Origin of the sequence: Billgrantia antri, from assembly GCF_017868935.1 — a bacterium.
GTDB lineage: Bacteria > Pseudomonadota > Gammaproteobacteria > Pseudomonadales > Halomonadaceae > Halomonas > Halomonas antri.
The window spans coordinates 1,884,751-1,901,606 of record NZ_CP053383.1; the positions used below are offsets into that span (position 1 = coordinate 1,884,751).

17 protein-coding genes are annotated in these 16,856 nt (G+C 63.8%); 6 read left to right on the forward strand and 11 right to left on the reverse strand.

All coding sequences use genetic code 11. The features are described 5' to 3' along the window. Nucleotides 1-179 precede the first annotated feature (179 nt). The gene (locus tag HNO53_RS08760; protein WP_209477883.1) at nucleotides 180-905 is read left to right on the forward strand and encodes a glutamine amidotransferase; all 726 of its coding nucleotides are present in this window, start codon (nucleotides 180-182) and stop codon (nucleotides 903-905) included. A gap of 33 nt (nucleotides 906-938) precedes the next feature. Here the strand turns inward: HNO53_RS08760 and yejK are convergent, their stop codons facing one another. The 9 genes from yejK to HNO53_RS08805 all read right to left on the reverse strand — a co-directional run bounded on the left by yejK (nucleotide 939) and on the right by HNO53_RS08805 (nucleotide 9,222). Beyond that, entirely contained in the window at nucleotides 939-1,955 is a 1,017-nt protein-coding gene (gene yejK / locus HNO53_RS08765; RefSeq protein ID WP_209477885.1) for a nucleoid-associated protein YejK, read from the reverse strand. A gap of 137 nt (nucleotides 1,956-2,092) precedes the next feature. Further along, a complete protein-coding gene (locus HNO53_RS08770) occupies nucleotides 2,093-3,319 on the reverse strand; it encodes a GGDEF domain-containing protein (protein ID WP_209477886.1) in 1,227 nt (408 codons plus the stop codon). A 188-nt stretch (nucleotides 3,320-3,507) separates the two neighbouring features. Continuing rightward, nucleotides 3,508-4,269, reverse strand: coding sequence for an ABC transporter permease (locus HNO53_RS08775; RefSeq protein ID WP_209477888.1), 762 nt, complete (start codon nucleotides 4,267-4,269; stop codon nucleotides 3,508-3,510). After that, nucleotides 4,266-5,237, reverse strand: a complete 972-nt coding sequence (locus HNO53_RS08780; protein ID WP_209478581.1) for an ABC transporter ATP-binding protein — start codon at nucleotides 5,235-5,237, stop codon at nucleotides 4,266-4,268. The genes HNO53_RS08775 and HNO53_RS08780 overlap by 4 nt, the downstream gene beginning before the upstream one ends. Before the next feature lie 141 nt (nucleotides 5,238-5,378). Then, nucleotides 5,379-6,845 carry an Nramp family divalent metal transporter gene (locus HNO53_RS08785; protein WP_209477890.1) on the reverse strand — a complete coding sequence of 489 codons (1,467 nt, stop codon included), beginning with the start codon at nucleotides 6,843-6,845 and terminating at the stop codon, nucleotides 5,379-5,381. A 154-nt stretch (nucleotides 6,846-6,999) separates the two neighbouring features. Then, a complete protein-coding gene (locus HNO53_RS08790) occupies nucleotides 7,000-7,278 on the reverse strand; it encodes a peptidylprolyl isomerase (RefSeq protein ID WP_209477891.1) in 279 nt (92 codons plus the stop codon). 83 nt (nucleotides 7,279-7,361) lie between these two features. Further along, nucleotides 7,362-7,682 carry a hypothetical protein gene (locus HNO53_RS08795; protein ID WP_209477893.1) on the reverse strand — a complete coding sequence of 107 codons (321 nt, stop codon included), beginning with the start codon at nucleotides 7,680-7,682 and terminating at the stop codon, nucleotides 7,362-7,364. Between the two features lie 29 nt (nucleotides 7,683-7,711). Continuing rightward, complete coding sequence (locus HNO53_RS08800) at nucleotides 7,712-8,593, reverse strand: SDR family oxidoreductase (protein ID WP_209477895.1); 882 nt, start codon at nucleotides 8,591-8,593, stop codon at nucleotides 7,712-7,714. Beyond that, nucleotides 8,590-9,222 (reverse strand): glutathione S-transferase family protein, encoded by a 633-nt coding sequence (locus HNO53_RS08805; RefSeq protein ID WP_209477897.1) that lies wholly within the window; start codon nucleotides 9,220-9,222, stop codon nucleotides 8,590-8,592. Before HNO53_RS08805 ends, HNO53_RS08800 begins: the two co-directional genes overlap by 4 nt. 166 nt (nucleotides 9,223-9,388) lie before the next feature. On the opposite strand from HNO53_RS08805, the gene HNO53_RS08810 reads away from it, so the two are divergent. The 4 genes from HNO53_RS08810 (at nucleotide 9,389) to HNO53_RS08825 (ending at nucleotide 13,776) form a co-directional block, all read left to right on the forward strand. Next, on the forward strand, nucleotides 9,389-9,859 hold the full coding sequence (locus tag HNO53_RS08810; RefSeq protein ID WP_209477899.1) for a GFA family protein: 471 nt from the start codon (nucleotides 9,389-9,391) through the stop codon (nucleotides 9,857-9,859). Nucleotides 9,860-9,924: 65 nt separating this feature from the next. Next, nucleotides 9,925-10,458 (forward strand): hypothetical protein, encoded by a 534-nt coding sequence (locus HNO53_RS08815; protein ID WP_209477901.1) that lies wholly within the window; start codon nucleotides 9,925-9,927, stop codon nucleotides 10,456-10,458. Next, complete coding sequence (locus tag HNO53_RS08820) at nucleotides 10,430-11,641, forward strand: methyltransferase (protein ID WP_209477903.1); 1,212 nt, start codon at nucleotides 10,430-10,432, stop codon at nucleotides 11,639-11,641. Before HNO53_RS08815 ends, HNO53_RS08820 begins: the two co-directional genes overlap by 29 nt. Before the next feature lie 254 nt (nucleotides 11,642-11,895). Next, entirely contained in the window at nucleotides 11,896-13,776 is a 1,881-nt protein-coding gene (locus tag HNO53_RS08825; RefSeq protein WP_209477905.1) for a sensor domain-containing diguanylate cyclase, read from the forward strand. Between the two features lie 24 nt (nucleotides 13,777-13,800). On the opposite strand, the gene HNO53_RS08830 is transcribed toward HNO53_RS08825, so the two are convergent. Beyond that, a complete protein-coding gene (locus HNO53_RS08830; RefSeq protein ID WP_209477906.1) occupies nucleotides 13,801-14,925 on the reverse strand; it encodes a site-2 protease family protein in 1,125 nt (374 codons plus the stop codon). Between the two features lie 150 nt (nucleotides 14,926-15,075). Here HNO53_RS08830 and HNO53_RS08835 point away from each other — a divergent pair, with 150 nt between their 5' ends. Continuing rightward, nucleotides 15,076-16,137 carry a M28 family peptidase gene (locus HNO53_RS08835; protein ID WP_209477908.1) on the forward strand — a complete coding sequence of 354 codons (1,062 nt, stop codon included), beginning with the start codon at nucleotides 15,076-15,078 and terminating at the stop codon, nucleotides 16,135-16,137. An 88-nt stretch (nucleotides 16,138-16,225) separates the two neighbouring features. On the opposite strand, the gene HNO53_RS08840 is transcribed toward HNO53_RS08835, so the two are convergent. Then, the gene (locus HNO53_RS08840; protein WP_209477910.1) at nucleotides 16,226-16,696 is read right to left on the reverse strand and encodes an aminoacyl-tRNA deacylase; all 471 of its coding nucleotides are present in this window, start codon (nucleotides 16,694-16,696) and stop codon (nucleotides 16,226-16,228) included. Between the last annotated feature and the right edge of the window lie 160 nt (nucleotides 16,697-16,856).

Genomic DNA, 16,856 nt, shown 5'->3' on the forward strand with positions numbered 1-16,856 from the left:
AGGGTTCCCTCCTCGCTACTGCGTTGAAGTGCCTTCTCGCTGCTGCACACTCAAGCTAGTCGGGTTTGCGTCCTAACGGCAAACTCGAGCGATTCCTTGGTGCAGGCTGCCTTGGCTATGCTGCTAAGGTATTGGCGCATTCGTCAAACCGTTCAAAAAGGAAAGGGAGCTTCTCGTTCATGAAGAGTGTCGTTGCCATTCGCCACGTGGCGTTCGAGGATCTTGGTATCTTCGAGCCGATTCTCGAGGAATGCGGTTATCGTATTCGCTATCTCGATCCGGGGCTGCTTGGCCCGGACGCCCTCGAGGCGCTGGATGTCGACAGCCCGGAGCTGATGGTGGTGCTCGGCGCGCCCATCGGGGCCAACGACGATGCGCTCTATCCTTTCCTCTCCGCGGAGCTGGATGCCATCCGCCATCGCCTCGAGACGGGGCGTCCACTGCTCGGCATCTGCCTTGGGGCCCAACTGATCGCTCGGGCCATGGGGGGGCGGGTATTTCCCATGCCGGAGAAGGAGATCGGCTTCGCCGACGTCTCGTTGACCCGCGACGGCCAGGAGGGGCCGCTGCGTCACCTCGGCAACCCGGACGTCGTGCTGCACTGGCATGGCGACATGTTCGAAACACCGCCCGGTGCCACACGCCTGGCGTATAGTCACGCCTGTTCCCATCAGGCCTTTGCCGTCGGCGAGCAGGTCCTTGGCCTGCAGTTCCATCTCGAGGTGGACCCGGCCAGGATCGAGCCCTGGCTGATCGGTCATGCCGCCGAACTGGACGCCGCGGGGATCGACCCGGTAGCGCTGCGTGAGCAGGCCGAGCGCTACGGTCCTGGGCTCAGGACGCGCGGGCAGCAGGTCCTGCGCGAATGGCTGGCGGCGGCGGAAGCGGCTCACGACATCGAGTAGCGTCCACGCCGGCTGGCGCGTGCCAGGGCCGGGTCACCCCTGGCGTTTCTTCAATTGTTCCTTCAACTGCTTGGGCACTTGCTTGATGATCAGGCGGTCCTGGCTCTCGTCGTACTCGATGCTTGAGCCAAGCAGGTGGGAGTCGAAGCTGATCGACATGCCGCCGGCGCGCCCGGTGAAGCGGCGAAACTGCCGCAGGGTGCGTTTGTCGGGTGGGATCTCGGGGGAGAGGCCGTAGTCGGCGTTGCGGATATGGTCGTAGAAAGCCTTGGGCTGCTGCTCGTCGAGCAGTTCGGAGAGCGCCTCCAGGGTAATCGGCTCGCCGCGACCGGCCTGCTCGTTGGCATACTCGATCAGCGTCTCGGTCTGCTCCCGGCTCTGCTCCTCGGGCATGTCCTGCTGCTCCACGTAGTCGCTGAAGGCCTTGAGCAGCGTGCGGGTCTCGCCGGTGGCATCGATGCCCTCGGTGGCGCCGAGCACGCCGGCCAGATCCTCGGAGAGCTTCTTGCCGCCGCGGTCGTGAATCCACGAAAGATAGTGACGAGAGGCTGCACCGTCGCGCCACTGGGTCAGATTGATGCGCAGGCCCAGGCTCATGCGCGCCAGGTTGAGCTGCGTGGCAGGCACGATATCCAGCGAGTCGGTGACTCCGACTCCTTCGCGCTGATGCAGCAGCGCCGCGGCGAAGTAGTGCGTCTCGCCCTGGCGGTAATCGACGCACAGCAGGTGGCCCGAGACCGAGAGGTGGGCATCGACCACCGGCAGCAGGCGCTCGGCCGCAGCACGGGTGAAGGCCACGAAATCGCTATGACCGTCGAGGTGGCCGGCCAGGTCGCTGGCGAATTCGGCCACCGCTGCGTGCGGGTCGTCGCTCTCTGCAACGAAGTGTCCCCAAGCCTTGGTCTTGGCATGGTAGGCGTCGTGGAAGCGCGCCAGCAGCTCCTCCAGCAGCGCTGAGGGCGCCAGCTCCGCGCTTGCCGGCTTCAGGCTGGCGGGCTGGTCGCTTCCGGTCTTGTCGATGGCGTGGACGATGCAGTGCTGTATCGGCATGGCCGGTATTCCTGCGAAGCGAAGGGAGACAGCATGGATATCCGGCAGCGCTGCGCCGGCATAGAGAGGCGCATCATACCCGGCCCATGGATGAGATCAACCCATGCGCGGCACGATGCGTGCTCGGCTGCTGCTCGTCAGGCGCCGGCGGCTATCGTAGAGGGGGTATCGCCTGCCACAACCACGCAGTTGCGCCCGCGGGCCTTGCCGACATAGAGCGCATTGTCCGCGCGCTGCAGCGCCTGTTCGAGCTTCCCCTCGTCGAGCCTGATCTGGCTGATGCCCACCGTCACGGAGAGATGCTGGCCCTCCTCGAGCATGGGCAAGCGCAGCGATGTCACCTTGCGGCGCAGGCGTTCGGCGATGAAGGTGGCGGTTTCGAGATCGGCCTGGGGCAGGGCGATGACGAACTCTTCGCCGCCATAGCGGCCGATGATATCCGCTTCGCGCAGCATCGAGGCGCAGCAGGAGGCGACAGTGGTCAGGACGAGGTCGCCGACGGCATGGCCGTGATGGTCATTGAGCGTCTTGAACAAGTCGATATCGACCATGCAGATCGTCAGCGGCATACCGTCGCGCTGGGCACGGCTGAACTCGCGTTCGGCCAGTTCGAAGAAATGCCGACGGTTGGCGAGCCCCGTGAGCGGATCGATGCTGGCCATATGGCGGAGTCGTGCCTCCAACAGCTGACGCTCTTCGATCTCTTTCTGCAGCTTGCGGTTGACCTCGCGCTCTGCCACCAGCAAGGCGAACTGCTTGCGCTGCAGCCGGTTGAGGCGAGCGTAAGTCAGCCAGCCCATCAGGTTGGCGAAGGCGAGTATCAAGACGGTGCTGGCCAGCATGCCGGGCGAAAGGGGCTTCCACATTGCCGCGACCACAACGAACCCGCCCGCGAGGTAGCCGCTCCAGACCAAGATCCACGGCAAGCGGTTGGGCACCAGCAAGTAGATGGCCAGGCATGCCACTACGACGCTCGAGATATGCAGGCCAATGCTGCCGGGGTGCAGCAGGATGGAGATCAGCAGTCCGGTGATAGCGGTGAAATAGACCAGGTTGAGTGAACTGGGGCGATGGGCATGCGCCGAATGGCGACCGATCAGGCGTGCCAGCGCGAGGCAACTGAGTGCCACGAGGAGGCGGATGAGCAGCATGGCCAGCAGATGGTAACTCACGCCGAGCAGGAGATAGTCCGCCACACCGAAGAGCAGGAAAATCCCGGCAATGAGGTAGAGCGCATGGCGTAACTGCTGCGCGTCCTGCAGCTGCATGGTACGGCGATACAGGGCCTCCAGCGCGGCGTCCTGGAATTCGTCGCGCCAGTCTAGCGAAGCCCCCTCCTCAGCCTCGTGCTTTCCAGCAGTCATGCATTGTTCCCTTGAGAGATGGCGTCAAGGTCGTCTAACGCCATTCAACGGCTCTTTTTGATTTTTTTCCTGAACTGACTGGTCTGGCATCTGCTCCCCCCTCACGCCCTGTAACGGAGGGTAATACTTTTGAATGATGGTCAAGAACCGCTGTGCGCGCCAGGCGTAACTATGCCCAAACGGCCAACCTATGGCTTGAGACGATAGCCGGTGCGAAAGATCCAACTGACCACCGCCAGCGCGACGCCGAGGAACAGCGTGATAATGGCCAGGCTGGCCCAGATGCTGACATCGCCGGAGCCGTAGAAGCTCCAGCGGAACCCGCTGACCAGGTAGACCACCGGGTTGAGCAGGGTCACGGCCTGCCAGAAGTCCGGCAGCATGTCGATGGAGTAAAAGGTGCCGCCGAGGAAGGTCAGCGGCGTGACGATCAGCAGCGGCACCAGTTGCAGTTTCTCGAAGCCATCGGCCCATATGCCGATGATGAAGCCGAGCAGGCTGAAGGTCAGCGCAGTGAGAATCAGGAACAGCAGCATCACCAGCGGATACTGGATCGAGAAGGGCACGAACAGGCGCGCCGTGCCGAGCACGATCAGGCCCAGGATCATCGACTTGGTGGCCGCTGCGCCGACATAGCCGAGCACGACCTCGAAGTAGGAGATCGGAGCCGAGAGGATCTCGTAGATGGTTCCCGAGAAGCGCGGGAAGAAAATGCCGAACGAGGCGGTCGAGACGCTCTGCGTCAACAGCATCAGCATGATCAGCCCGGGCACGATGAAGGCCCCGTAGCTCACGCCGTTCACCTCGCTGATACGCGAGCCGATGGCGGCGCCGAACACCACGAAGTAGAGCGAGGTGGACACCACTGGCGAGACGATGCTCTGCAGCACGGTGCGCAGGCTGCGGGCCATCTCGGCCAGATAGATGGTCTTGACCGACTGCAGGTTCATGTTCTCTCCCTGACCAGATTGACGAAGATTTCTTCCAGCGAGCTCTGGCGGGTATGCAGATCCTTGACGCGAATGCCGGTGGCCTCGAGATCGGCCAGCAGGCCGGCGATGCCGGTGCCTTCGTCCAAGTGGGTGACATCGTAGGTGTAGACCAGCGCATGGCCCTCTTCGGTCAGTACCAGATCGTGGCCCGCGAGGGCGGCAGGCACGGCTTCCAGTGGAGTGGCGAGATGCAGCGTCAGCTCCTTGCGACCCAACTGGCGCATCAAGGTGGACTTCTCCTCGACCAGCACCAGTTCACCGCGGCGAATCACACCGATACGATCGGCCATCTCCTCGGCTTCCTCGATGTAGTGGGTGGTGAGGATGATGGTCACGCCCTGGTCGCGCAGACCGCGTACCACCTCCCACATTTCGCGGCGCAGCTCCACGTCGACACCGGCGGTCGGCTCGTCGAGGAACAGCACCTGGGGCTTGTGCGACAGCGCCTTGGCAATCAGGACCCGGCGTTTCATGCCGCCCGAGAGCTCCAGCAGGCGATTGTCGCGCTTGTCCCACAGGGTCAGGGCCCGCAGTACGTTTTCGATGTGCGCCGGGTCCTTGGGCTTGCCGAACAGCCCGCGACTGAAGCTGACCGTATCCCACACCGTGGTGAAAGCCTCGTTGGTCAGCTCCTGTGGCACCAGGCCGATTCGCTCGCGTGCCTCGCGATACTGGGTCACATTGTCGAAACCATCCACCTTGACGCTTCCGCCGGTAGCGTTGACCAGCCCACAGATAACGCTGATCAGCGTGGTCTTGCCGGCGCCGTTGGGGCCGAGCAAGGCAAAGATCTCACCGCGGCGAATGGTCAGGTCGACCTCCTTCAGCGCCTGGAAACCGTCGCCATAGGCCTTGGAGAGCTTCTCGACCTGAATCATCGGCGTACCGGCGCCGATGTCGCCATCGGCAGTCCCATGCTCGGCCATGGCGATCGGCGCGGGATTGGCTGAAAGAGTCATGCGGTGTTCCTGTTTTCGAAAGAGCGAATCGACATGCCCTATCCTAGCGCGTGGCAGCGCCAGGCGCAGTCCTTGACGGAACAGGCGGAGGCGCTGCGTCTTTATGCATCAGCCATTCAACACGCCGGCCATGTTGAGGAGGTAGAGCACGGCAAAGCCGAGGTAGAAGAGGCCGGCCAGGGTCATCGTGACGGTCGCCGTCAATCCCGGCCTGAGCGCCGTCGGCAGGCGCGTGCGGTTGACGTAGAGCGCGGCCAGCGCAATGAAGGGCGTGTGAGCTGCCGCAATGATGCCCGAAACCGACATCACCTGCACCGGATTGGAGAAGGCCAGCAGAATGAGCAGCGGCACGATGCCGGTCACGCCGACGATATAGAGCCGCTTGAGCCAGCGGCGCTCTAACATGTCCCACGGCAGGCGCCGATCGAGGCTAGTCAGGCCCTTCAGCAATGGACCCGGTTCAGCGGCCTCGCGACGGGCCCGGGTCACGATAAGGGTCATGTCGGCAAAGCTGCGGCCCCAGCCGTCCTGGTTGGCTAGGATGCTGCCGCCCAGCGCGATGACGATCGCCGCCAGCAACACATAGCGACCGACCTCTCCCCACACCTCCGAGAAGATACGGGTCAGGTCCACCGCGACCTCCGGACCCTCGGGCATGATGCCCTCCGGGGCCAGCAGTTCAGCGCCGAGCACGAGGAAAGAGAAGATCACCACCAGCCCGCCGACCACGCCGAGTGCCGCGGTCACGGTCATGGTGCGAATCCAGCCCCGGGCGTGGGCGACACGGGTTTCCTGCGGCTTCGGGCCGGTCCTGTTCATCTCCCTGCGCGAGTCGTCGGGCTGCTCGTCGTCGGGTTCTCGGCTCTGCAGGCCACCGCCGAAGCCGCGGGTAGCGGTCCAGTAGCCGAACCAGACGATGCCCATGGAACCGGCAAGAATGGTGCCCACCCAGGGCAGGATCACGTAAAGGTCAGGGCTCTCGGGCCAGTTGAAGGTGAGACCCTCGGCGAGCGGCGCCAGGCCGGGAAAGACGATGACCGCCGTAACAATGGCCATCACCATCAGCGCCAGAGCCATCACGCGACTGAAGGTCTCGATCATCGAGTAGCGCCCGGTGGCGGTGAACAGGGTGGAAGCCACCACCATGGCCATGGCATAGAGCGTGTTGTTGCCGGGCATGGTTTCGCCGAGGGCACTGCCGACGACGGCGGCAAGCCCGGCGATGCCGATCGCCGCCGCCAGCAACTGCGGCACGAAGATCACCCATACGGCCCAGTTCCTCGGCCCGCTGAGTGTGTGCATGCCCTCCAGCATGGAGTGACCGGTGACGATGGAGTAGCGCGCCATCTCCCGGATCATGACCCACATGAACAGCACCACCATGAGCAGTATCCATAGCAGCTGATACTCATAGGCGGAGGCCACTCGAGGGGTGAAGAGGATCGAGCCGGTACCCACGGCGGAGAGCATCCACAGCAGGCCGGGGCCGTACCACTTGATGCGCTGCCTGCCTTGAGGCGGGTCCGGTACCCGGTCACGGAAATGAGCGTCCTGCTCCTGTTGCTTCCCTGTCACACACGACTCCTTGCTCTCAGCATGAACGACTAAAGGTAGCAGGCCAGGTTTCCATAAGGTCAAGGGAGGGGCGACATTGCAGAAACGACAAAGCCGCCGTGGCAGGCACGGCGGCTTTGGGCGTGGCCCCGGCGGCGGGCCACCGGGGCTGGCATCAGCTGCGGCTGGTGATTTCCAGCAGATGATAGCCGAACTGAGTCTTCACCGGGCCGTGAACCTTGTTCAGCTCGCCGGAGAACACCACTTCGTCGAACTCGCGCACCATCTGCCCGGGTCCGAAGCTGCCCAAGTCGCCGCCTTGGCGGCCCGAGGGGCAGGTGGAGTGCTCGCGTGCCACTTCTGCGAAGTCGCGGCCGCCCTCGATCTCGGCCTTGAGGGCCTCGCACTTCGCTTCGTCGTTTACCAGAATGTGCCGTGCCGTTGCCCTGGCCATGTCGTGCTCCCGTTATGTTGGTGGGTTCAGGGCGGCGAGCATAGCATGAGAGCCATGCCTCGCGAACTCGTCGCTCCTTTCGATCATTCTCCCACGTTGAACCTAAGCCGCAGGTTCTGCAGGCCGTCGAGCTCCATGCGCATTTCGTCCGAAAACAGCGGGTGGCCGTGCAGGCGAATGGCGACCGTGGCATCGGCACCGCGGTAGCCGACTTCCGCGCGGATGGTGGCCTCGGTGCTGAGGGGCGCCAGCGGCTCGTATTCGATGCGCTGTACCTCCAGTGCGGTTAGCCCGCGTGCCTCGAGCTGCTCCTCGATGGCCTGTTCGACGACATGGCCGTAATAGAAGTAGAGGCCGCCATAGGCCAGGGCGGCGATGAAAATCAGCGAGATGAGTCGGCCCAAGTGTATCCCTCCTAATAATGATATTTCGGCTAGGTTCTACGCTCGTCGCGTGTCGAGGCCAGCAGCACCCGATCCATGCCGCGCGTGGAGAGCAGTCGCTTGAGCACGCCGAACAGGTGGGTGGGCAGGGTCACATGATAGCGCGGTTTGGGGCGCCGGCTTTCCAGCGCGTGGATCAGCTTGTCGACCACGGCATCGGGACCCAGGGTGAAAGTGCCGCCGGAGGAGTCCTTGCGACCCGCCAGCCGCGCTTCCACGGCGCGATAGGTCTCGCGGTGAACGCTGTGCTCGGTATCGATGTTGGCCCTGAAGGCGCGATAGGCATTTTCGCGAAAGCGGCTGGCGATGGGGCCGGGCTCGATCAGGCTGACATGGATACCGCTGCCATGCAGCTCCTGTCGCAGGGCATCGGTCAATCCCTCCAGGGCAAACTTCGAGCACACGTAGGCGCCACGGTAGGGCAGGGCGGCAAAGCCAAGCACCGAGCTGTTCTGCACGATGCGTCCGCTGCCTTGCTTGCGCATCACCGGAATGATCCGAGTGGTGAGTTCGTGCGTGCCGAGCAGGTTGGCTTCCAACTGAGCGCGCAGCACCTCCCTGGAAAGATCCTCCACCGCGCCCGGCTGTCCGTAGGCGGCATTGTTGAACAGGGCGTCGAGTCGTCCATCGGTACGCTCCAGCAACTGCGCAACGCAGCGCTCGATCGATTCGCTGGAGGAAAGCTCCAGGGACAGAACTTCGAGACCCTCTCCCTCTAGCCGTGCGATATCCTCCCCGCGGCGAGCCGTGGTGAAGACGCGCCAGCCGCGCTGCGCCAGGGCATGCGCCGCGGCATGACCGATGCCGCTGGAGCCGCCGGTCACCAGAACGCTGGGTGGCGTGCCGCCGTGGGAAGGGGCATGACGACTCATGGCAGCGGGATCTCGTTGACCTGCTTGGGTACGTGGTAGCCGCGCTGAACCGCCGGGCGCTTGGCGATCTCGAGGTACCAGCGCTTGACACTGGGATAGTCGGCGAGATCGATGCGCTGCCACTCGTAGCGCGACACCCAGGGCCAGCAGGCGATATCGGCGATGGTGTACTCGTCGCCGGCCAGGTAGGCGTGATCGGCCAGGCGTGCCTCCATGACGCGGTAGAGACGCTGCGCCTCGCCATGGAAGCGCTCCTCGGCGTAGGGGGCCTTGCCGGGATTGAAGTGGAGGAAATGGTGCGCCTGGCCGAGAAAAGGGCCGAGGCCGCCCATCTGCCACATTAGCCATTCCAGCGTGCGGTAGCGCTTCTCCGGCTCGCTGGGCAGCAAGCATCCGGCCTTCTCGGCCAGGTAGATCATGATGGCACCCGACTCCATCAGGGCGATGCCGGTCTCGTCGTCGCGAATGGCGGGTATCTTGTTGTTGGGGCTGACCGCAAGGAAGCCCGGCTCGTGCTGCTCGCCCAGGGTGATGTCGACGGCGTGGGTGCGGTAGGGCAGGCCGAGCTCCTCGAGCAGAATGGAAACCTTGCGTCCGTTGGGAGTGGTCCAGGTCCAGAGGTCGATCATTGCGGTGTCCTTGTGCCTGAGGGGGTAGGCATTCGCTGTGCGCATCGGCGAAGTCTGCCAAGACCATACCACTGTCGCCGGATTCGGCGTAACGGCCCGGCTGCCTCGTCAGCGCCAGGCCAGCAGCTACGCTGAAGGAACATTCACCGAAGCTGCGAGACAAGCCATGCATTTGCAAGGGTCCTGCCACTGCCGAGCGGTCACCTTTGAGCTCGAGTCGCCGCATCCGTATCCCTACCAACGCTGCTACTGCTCGATCTGCCGCAAGACCGCAGGAGGCGGCGGATATGCCATCAACCTCGGCGGCCGCTACGACACGCTCCGGGTCGCGGGGGAGGAGCACATCTCTGTCTACCATGCGCTGATCGATGGCGAACCGAGCTCGGGCGAGCGTCATTTCTGTTCCCGTTGCGGCAGTGCCCTGTGGGTCTTCGACCCGAGCTGGCCGACGCTGGTGCACCCTTTCGCCTCGGCCATCGACACACCATTGCCGATACCGCCCGAGCGGGTTCATCTGCTGCTGGACAGCAAGGCCGACTGGGTCGAGCCGGATGTCAAGCCGCACGACAAGTGCTTCGATCGCTACCCGCAGGAGAGCCTTGCAGAGTGGCATGAGCGCCTTGGGCTTGTCAGGTAGGCAGGGGCGCTTGAGAATGGCGCCGAGCGGCTGTAGACGCGCCGCAGCGGCGGCAAGGGGGAATCATGAAAATCAAGCGCGCGCCATGGGCGTGGCTGGGGGCATGGGCCCTGTTGGCGGTCATCCCGGTGGCGGCCAGCACGCCGGAGGAGCCTGAGATCAGCGGAAGCATGGTCGGATTGCTCGACGGGGAGGAGCGCGAATGGTTCATCGTCAGCCAGGGAACCGACTCCAACGCTACCTTCGTTGAGCTGGGCGATCAGGTGACGATCGATCTGGTCGGCTTCGTCGAGCCCGACGATTGGCAGGTTCGGGATTCACTCTCGCTCAGCATCACCTTGGTAGAAGGGGAAGTGACGTCATTCGATGTTCTGCATCCCATCGGAGCTACCGCCATGCCACCCGTATTTACGTCCGACAATGCCTCGGTGCAACTGAACCTGAACGCTTTCGACCTACAGGGCAGCAAGGTTCATCTGACCGGCAGTGTCGAGGGCACCCTCGCCCTGCAGAAAGAGCTGGGGGAGGACGCCATCGCAGACGAGGGCATCGACATCTCGGTGAAGTTCGATGCCGAAGCATCCAGAATCGAATACTGAGCGCCGCTTTTCCCGCCTGACGGAACTGTTGGCCGGGTGGCAGCCGCTGTGGCAACCCGCGCCATTCATGTATCGCCAGCCACCCTGGCAGTCGGCCTACCGGGAGCTGGCTGAGATGCTGCGGCAACTGAGCGATGACGAGGTGACACGCCTGCAGGCCGACCCTTGGCAAAATTCGCCGCTCCGTGCTTGGCTGCCGGTCGAGGAGCTGGCCGATCTGGTGCGTCTGGCGCCGCTGGCGGCCGAGAACTTCTCGTTGCCCCCAGCCTGGGGGCAACATGTGGGCGGTCGCAAGTGGCTGCAGATCGAGGCGTTCGCTCGACACTTGCAGGTTTCTGCGAAAGACAGCCTGCTGGAATGGTGCGCCGGTAAGGGGCACCTGGCCCGCGCCCTGGCCCGTTGTCATGCCACGGAGGTCGCCGCGCTGGAGTGGCAGGCACCACTGTGCGCAGAGGGGCGCCGCCTGGCGGCGACACAGCGAGCCGCCGTATGCATGCGTCAGCAGGATGTCATGGCGCCGGATGTGGTGCGCCATCTCTCTACCCAGACCCATGTCGTCGCGCTGCATGCCTGCGGCGACCTACACGTGCGGCTGCTCGAGCTGGCAGTGGCTGCGGGGAGCGCGGTCACGCTGGCGCCGTGCTGCTACCACCGTACGCAGGAGGAAGTATATCGGCCCGTGTCGGCGCGAGGCCGTGCGCTGTCAGGCGAGTTCGGCCTGCGACTGAACCGCGACGACCTGAGCTTGGCGGTGCAGGAAACGGTCACCGCACCACGCGGCGTGCGTCGACGTCGTGAGCAAGCCAATGCCTGGCGGTTGGGGTTCGACGAGCTGCAGCGTGAACTGCGTGGCGAGGACCGCTACCTGCCGGTACCCAGCCTGGCATATGGCCAGCTTCCCGAGCGCTTCGAAGACTTCTGCCGCTGGGCGGCGGCGCGAAAGGGGCTGGCGCTGCCTGGCGGGTTCGATCTCATGCCTTTCGAACGCATCGGCTGGCAGCGCCAGTCCGAAGTGGCACGGCTGGAACTGGTGCGTCACCTGTTCCGACGGCCGCTGGAAGTCTGGCTGGTGCTGGATCGACTCTCGTTGATGGAAGAGGCCGGCTACAGGGTACAGGTGGGCACGTTCTGCGACTCGAAATTGACGCCGAGGAATCTGTTCATTCTCGCCAGGAAAGCCTAATCTGTAAGTAGTAGGTCGCCTGCTCATTTAGGCTCAGGTCGCACCTGGCAATATAAATAACGACTATTATAAGGCGCAGTGACAGACCCCTGGACAGGTCGCGGTCCTGGGCGACTGTGGCGAAGCGCCGATACGCAAGGGAACCGGCTGTGAACGAAGGTAACTCGACGACGTCTTTTGACGACGATCCAGGCCGCCTGCTACATGACTTGCCTCTGCCGGTTCTAGTGGTTGGAGCCAAGCAGGACTGGCCATTGCGCTATGCCAACGAGGCTGCCCGGCGATACTTCGATCTCGCCGGCGAGGGCGCGGGCGTGTCATGGCAGGCTCTCCTGGGTGATGCCGACCGGCAGACGCTCGAATCCGCTCTGGTGCAGCCGGAAGCCACGACTGACAGCGTCGTGTGCCAAGGCCTCGATGGCAAGCCGCCGTTCGAGGCACTGCTGCGGCGTGCCCAATGGCAAGGCCAGGCGGCGTGGCTATTGACCCTGGCACCGCTTGCCCAGGGCGACCGAGCAGGCAATGAGCCTTTCTACCAGCAATTGTTCAACACCAACCCGGCGATCAAGCTTCTGATCGATCCCCGCGACGGTCGCATCGTCGACGCCAATGCTTCTGCCGTGGAGTTCTACGGCTATCCGCTCGACACCCTCAAGCAGCTCAAGATCACTGACATCAACTGCATGGCCCCCGCAGAGATCCATGCCAGCATGGCCAGGGCGAAATCCTGCCGGCAGCTCTTCTTCGAGTTCCGCCATTGTCTGGCCAGCGGGGAGGTTCGTGACGTTAACGTCTATTCGGGACCGGTGCTGCTGAGAGGGCGCGAATATCTGCATTCGATCATCGTCGACGTCACCGACGAGAAGCGTTACTGCGCCCAGCTCGAGACCTACAACGAGCTGTTTCATAGCCTGCCGGTAGGCGTCTATCGTCACACGGCGGACGCACGGGGACACTTCACTGCCGCCAACCCTGCCATGCTGCGCATCTTCGAGGCGGATTCCCACCGGGCGCTCTTTTCCGCGCCGATGGGCGGTTTCTACGACTGCCCCAAAGAGATCAACCGCTTCCTGACCGACCTCGAGCGCGACGGCGCCGTGCTTCGCCGCCCGCTGCGATTGCGTACTTTGAAAGGGCGCCTCATCCATGCTGAAGTGACCGCCTATCGACAGACCGCGGCGGGTGGCGACATCGAATACAGCGGCATCGTCGAAGACGTGACGGAACGCTACGCGGCCCAGGTCAATCAGGAGCGTCTCACGCATCTGCTCGATGCCTCGCCGGATATCGTGTCGATTGCCGATGCCGATCACCGCGTGGTCTATCTCAACAAGGCCGGGCGAGAGTTGCTGGGTATACTGCCGGAAGCCCTGTCGGACGCACTGGCGGCGGTTCACCCCCTATGGGCGCGTCGGCTGATCCAGGAGAAGGGGATCCCCTACGCCATGGAGCACGGCCATTGGTATGCGGAGACGGCGGTGCTTGGGCGCGACGGCGAGATTCCGGTCTCGCAGCTGATCGTCACCCGCCGGGACGAGAACGGAGACATCGAGAGCATCGCGACCATCATGCGTGACATCAGCCAGGCCAAGCGTTACCAGGCCGAGCTCGAATACCACGCCGGCCACGACCCGTTGACCGGCGCCGTCAACCGCAACCGCTTCATCGACCTGCTGGCGCGCGAGCGGCAGGAAGCTCGGCGCAACGGCCGTATACTGAGCCTGGTCATGTTCGATATCGACCACTTCAAGCGCGTCAACGACAGCTTCGGTCACAGCGTAGGCGATATGGTACTGGCCAAGCTGGTGCATACCTGCAGTGCGTTGCTGCGTGAAGTGGACGTGCTGGCACGCTGGGGCGGTGAGGAGTTCATGCTGCTGCTGCCTGGGACGCCGCTGGCCGGAGCCGTGACGCTGGCCGAGCGCCTGCGCCGGGCGGTCGAGGAGGAGGACTTCAGCCCGGTACCCGGCATCACCAGCAGCTTCGGCGTCGCCGAGCTGGGCCCCGACGAGCCGGAATCCCAGTGCTACAAGCGCCTTGACGAGGCGCTCTATCGGGCGAAGGCCGAGGGACGCAACCGAGTGTGCCTGGCCGAACCCCTAGAGGGCGCCAACGAGAGGCGCAGGGCACAATAGTCGGCTCCCGCAGCGCCATGGCGTTCAGCGTTTCACTTCCAGGTGGATTTCGATGGTGCGCAGCAGGCGCTGGCGATCGATCCAGCCAGTGACACGCCCGTCTTCTTCCATGACCGGAACCTGGTTCAGACCGTGCTCGTTGAGCAACTGGAGTATCTCGTCGGCCTTGGCGCCGGGGGCGACATGATGCAGCCTGTCGGCCGGTGTCATGATCTCCGCCAGCCGGGTATCGGGCCACTGCGATTGCGCCACCCGGCGCGCATCGCTCAGAGAGACCAGACCCTCCACATGGGCGGTATCGCGACCCACCAGAAAGGCGCGGCGGCCGGAGGGCAGCACGTCCTGATACAGCCACGTTTCGATCGGTCGCTGTCCCATCACCAATGGCACGTCGGGGTCGGCAAGGTCACGCGCCCGCACGCCGGCCAGGCGCTCTCTGAGCATGTACATGCGGCTCTGTGCCTGGGTCATGTTGAGCAGGAACCAGGCGATCAGCAGGATCCACAGCCCGCCGATGAGATTGCCCCCCACCATGTTCCATACGGCCAGGCCGAACAGGCCGTAGGCGACCAGCTTGCCGCTGGCAAAAGCCGTCTCGTTTGCCTTGCCGGCATTATTGGTCAGCTTCCAGACCACGGCGCGCAAGACTCGTCCACCGTCGAGAGGGAAGCCGGGGATCAGGTTGAAGACCGCCACCAGCAGGTTGATAGTCGCCAGCCAGCCCAGTGCGACGGGAACCGGTTGATACCAGCCGCTGGTGAGCGCCGCCAACAGGCCGAACGCGCCCGCCAGGACGAAGCTGACGATCGGCCCGGCGATGGCGATCCAGAACTCGTCGTTCGCCTTGTCCGGATCGCGGGCCATCTGTGCAACGCCTCCGAAGATGAACAGGGTAATCGCCGAGACGAGAACGCCTCGACGGATTGCCACGAGGCTGTGTCCCAACTCATGGGCAAGGATGGAGGCAAAGAACAGCAGCGCGGTCACCAGCGCGGTGACGACGGCGCTGGTGAGGGACCAGTCGGGATACTGGTTCTGAAACCCCGCGCTCATGGTCGTCAGCAACAGGGCAAAGATGATCAACCAACTGATGTGAACTTCCAGGCGAATGCCGCGGAAATGACCGATGACCAGTACGGACTTGAACATCGTGCGTCTCCTCGACTCTTTTGGACAGTTTGGTTGCATCGTCGGAGCCAGGCCAAGCAGAACCACTTGTTACACAGGTTTTCTTCTGTTCACCAGCCTCCCTCGCACCTATCTTCCAAAGAAAGGTGAGGCTCCAGGGAAGGAGGGAGGATGCAGGTGAAACGGATCCCGGGATGGCAGAAGCGCGGAGAAGGGCGGGCGAGCAAGCGCAGGCGCTTCTTCCTGGCTACGCTGCTCGGTATTTTCACCCTTCTCGCCCTGACGGCGCTGACCGGGGGATACTGGCTGATGCTCTCAATGCCGGGCAGCTCCTTTCGCGGTGAGCCCGTGCCTTTGGGGGCACGAGGCGAAGCCCTCAGCGAACGGCTCCACACGCACGTGCAGGCGCTGTCCGAGGAGATCGGCGAACGCCACTACTGGCGACCGGAAGCGCTTGAGGCTGCCGGCGACTACATCGCCCAAGCCTTTGCCGCGACCGGGCATCGGCCTCGGTGGCAGGCCGTGCCGACCGGCAATCGTACTTTTCATAATATCGAGGTGGTGCTGCCTGGCGGAGAACTGGCGGACGAGGTGCTCGTAGTCGGTGCTCATTACGATACGACGCGCGGTAGCCCGGGGGCCGACGACAACGCGTCCGGCGTGGCCGTGTTGATCGAGCTGGGCAACCTGTTGCAGGACGCCGGGCTGGACCGTTCGTTGCATCTGGTGGCGTTCGTCAATGAAGAGGTGCCGTTCTTTGCCAGCAAGTCCATGGGTAGCCTGCAGTACGCCAGGCGGGCCAAGGCCGAGGAAAGGGATATCGTGGGCATGATATCGCTGGAAATGCTCGGCTATTACACCGACGCGCCTGGCAGTCAGGCCTATCCGTTCCCACTCAGCCACTTCTATCCCGTCAGCGGCGACTTTCTTGCCTTCGTCAGCAATCTGGCGTCGCGCAGCCTGCTCCACCGGGCCATCGGCGCGTTTCGCCACCGCGCCGAGGTTCCCTCCGAAGGGCTGGTGGCGCCGCCCCAGCTCGGTGACATACGCCGGTCGGATCACTGGGCGTTCTGGGAGGCAGGGTATCCCGCCATGATGCTGACCGACACGGCCAATTTCCGTAACCCCTACTATCACGGTCCTGAGGACACGCACGACCGCCTCGATTATCCCACCCTGGCTAGGCTGACTGAATCGCTCGCGGCAACGCTCGAGGCCTTGGCCATGCGCTGAGTCAGGCTGCGGCAGTGGAACGGGCCTCGCCGGTGGCGAGGCCCGGAGGGAGGCGAGCGGACAGGCCGCCAGGCGGCGCCCGGTGCGCTCAGTGGTGGCGGCTGAACTGGCCGTGCGGACTGTTACCCATCAGTTTATCGAACTCGTTGCCGCTCATGTGCAGCAGCGTTTCATGATCGCCGGCATCGAAATAGATGTCGGGCTGATGACGCAGCATGTCGTCGACGTAGACCTGCAGGCCGTAGGCCTGGCCTACCGGGGTGGTGGCGCCGGGGTCGCAGTCGCGAAAGCGGCTGACGATCTCGTCCTCCGTGGCCAGTTCCACCGGTTCGTCGAACAGCTGGGAAAGGCTGTCGAGATCGGCATCGCAGGTGCTGGGCAGTACGGCGATGCGATAGCCTGAACTGCCGTGCAGCATGACGGCCTTGGCGAGTTGCTCGCCGGTGATGTGGGATTGCTGTGCAACGCGGCTGGCGCTGACTTCACGGGCGTGCTTGACCTCCTCGTAATCGATATCACAGGCTCTCAAGTACTCCCGTAGGGTTGCCGGGATAGCCATGACACTCTCTCCCTCGGCACGACGGCCGACTTACGCTGATGGTGTGCCTCCTTGCAGTGGTGGTGTGTCCTCTCATGAACAGCATAGCGTGCCCCGGTGCGCGCAGCTCGGACGGTGCGCGTCGGCAATGTTTTCGCTTATTCTCTCAGCAGAAGGCTCT

Excerpts from the sequence above, each read along its gene's own strand:
- HNO53_RS08760 (WP_209477883.1), top strand. The coding sequence starts at position 180 with ATGAAGAGTGTCGTTGCCATTCGCCACGTGGCGTTCGAGGATCTTGGT.
- yejK (WP_209477885.1), bottom strand. The coding sequence starts at position 1,955 with ATGCCGATACAGCACTGCATCGTCCACGCCATCGACAAGACCGGAAGC.
- HNO53_RS08770 (WP_209477886.1), bottom strand. The coding sequence starts at position 3,319 with ATGACTGCTGGAAAGCACGAGGCTGAGGAGGGGGCTTCGCTAGACTGG.
- HNO53_RS08775 (WP_209477888.1), bottom strand. The coding sequence starts at position 4,269 with ATGAACCTGCAGTCGGTCAAGACCATCTATCTGGCCGAGATGGCCCGC.
- HNO53_RS08780 (WP_209478581.1), bottom strand. The coding sequence starts at position 5,237 with ATGGCCGAGCATGGGACTGCCGATGGCGACATCGGCGCCGGTACGCCG.
- HNO53_RS08790 (WP_209477891.1), bottom strand. The coding sequence starts at position 7,278 with ATGGCCAGGGCAACGGCACGGCACATTCTGGTAAACGACGAAGCGAAG.
- HNO53_RS08800 (WP_209477895.1), bottom strand. The coding sequence starts at position 8,593 with ATGAGTCGTCATGCCCCTTCCCACGGCGGCACGCCACCCAGCGTTCTG.
- HNO53_RS08805 (WP_209477897.1), bottom strand. The coding sequence starts at position 9,222 with ATGATCGACCTCTGGACCTGGACCACTCCCAACGGACGCAAGGTTTCC.
- HNO53_RS08810 (WP_209477899.1), top strand. The coding sequence starts at position 9,389 with ATGCATTTGCAAGGGTCCTGCCACTGCCGAGCGGTCACCTTTGAGCTC.
- HNO53_RS08815 (WP_209477901.1), top strand. The coding sequence starts at position 9,925 with ATGAAAATCAAGCGCGCGCCATGGGCGTGGCTGGGGGCATGGGCCCTG.
- HNO53_RS08820 (WP_209477903.1), top strand. The coding sequence starts at position 10,430 with ATGCCGAAGCATCCAGAATCGAATACTGAGCGCCGCTTTTCCCGCCTG.
- HNO53_RS08830 (WP_209477906.1), bottom strand. The coding sequence starts at position 14,925 with ATGTTCAAGTCCGTACTGGTCATCGGTCATTTCCGCGGCATTCGCCTG.
- HNO53_RS08835 (WP_209477908.1), top strand. The coding sequence starts at position 15,076 with ATGCAGGTGAAACGGATCCCGGGATGGCAGAAGCGCGGAGAAGGGCGG.
- HNO53_RS08840 (WP_209477910.1), bottom strand. The coding sequence starts at position 16,696 with ATGGCTATCCCGGCAACCCTACGGGAGTACTTGAGAGCCTGTGATATC.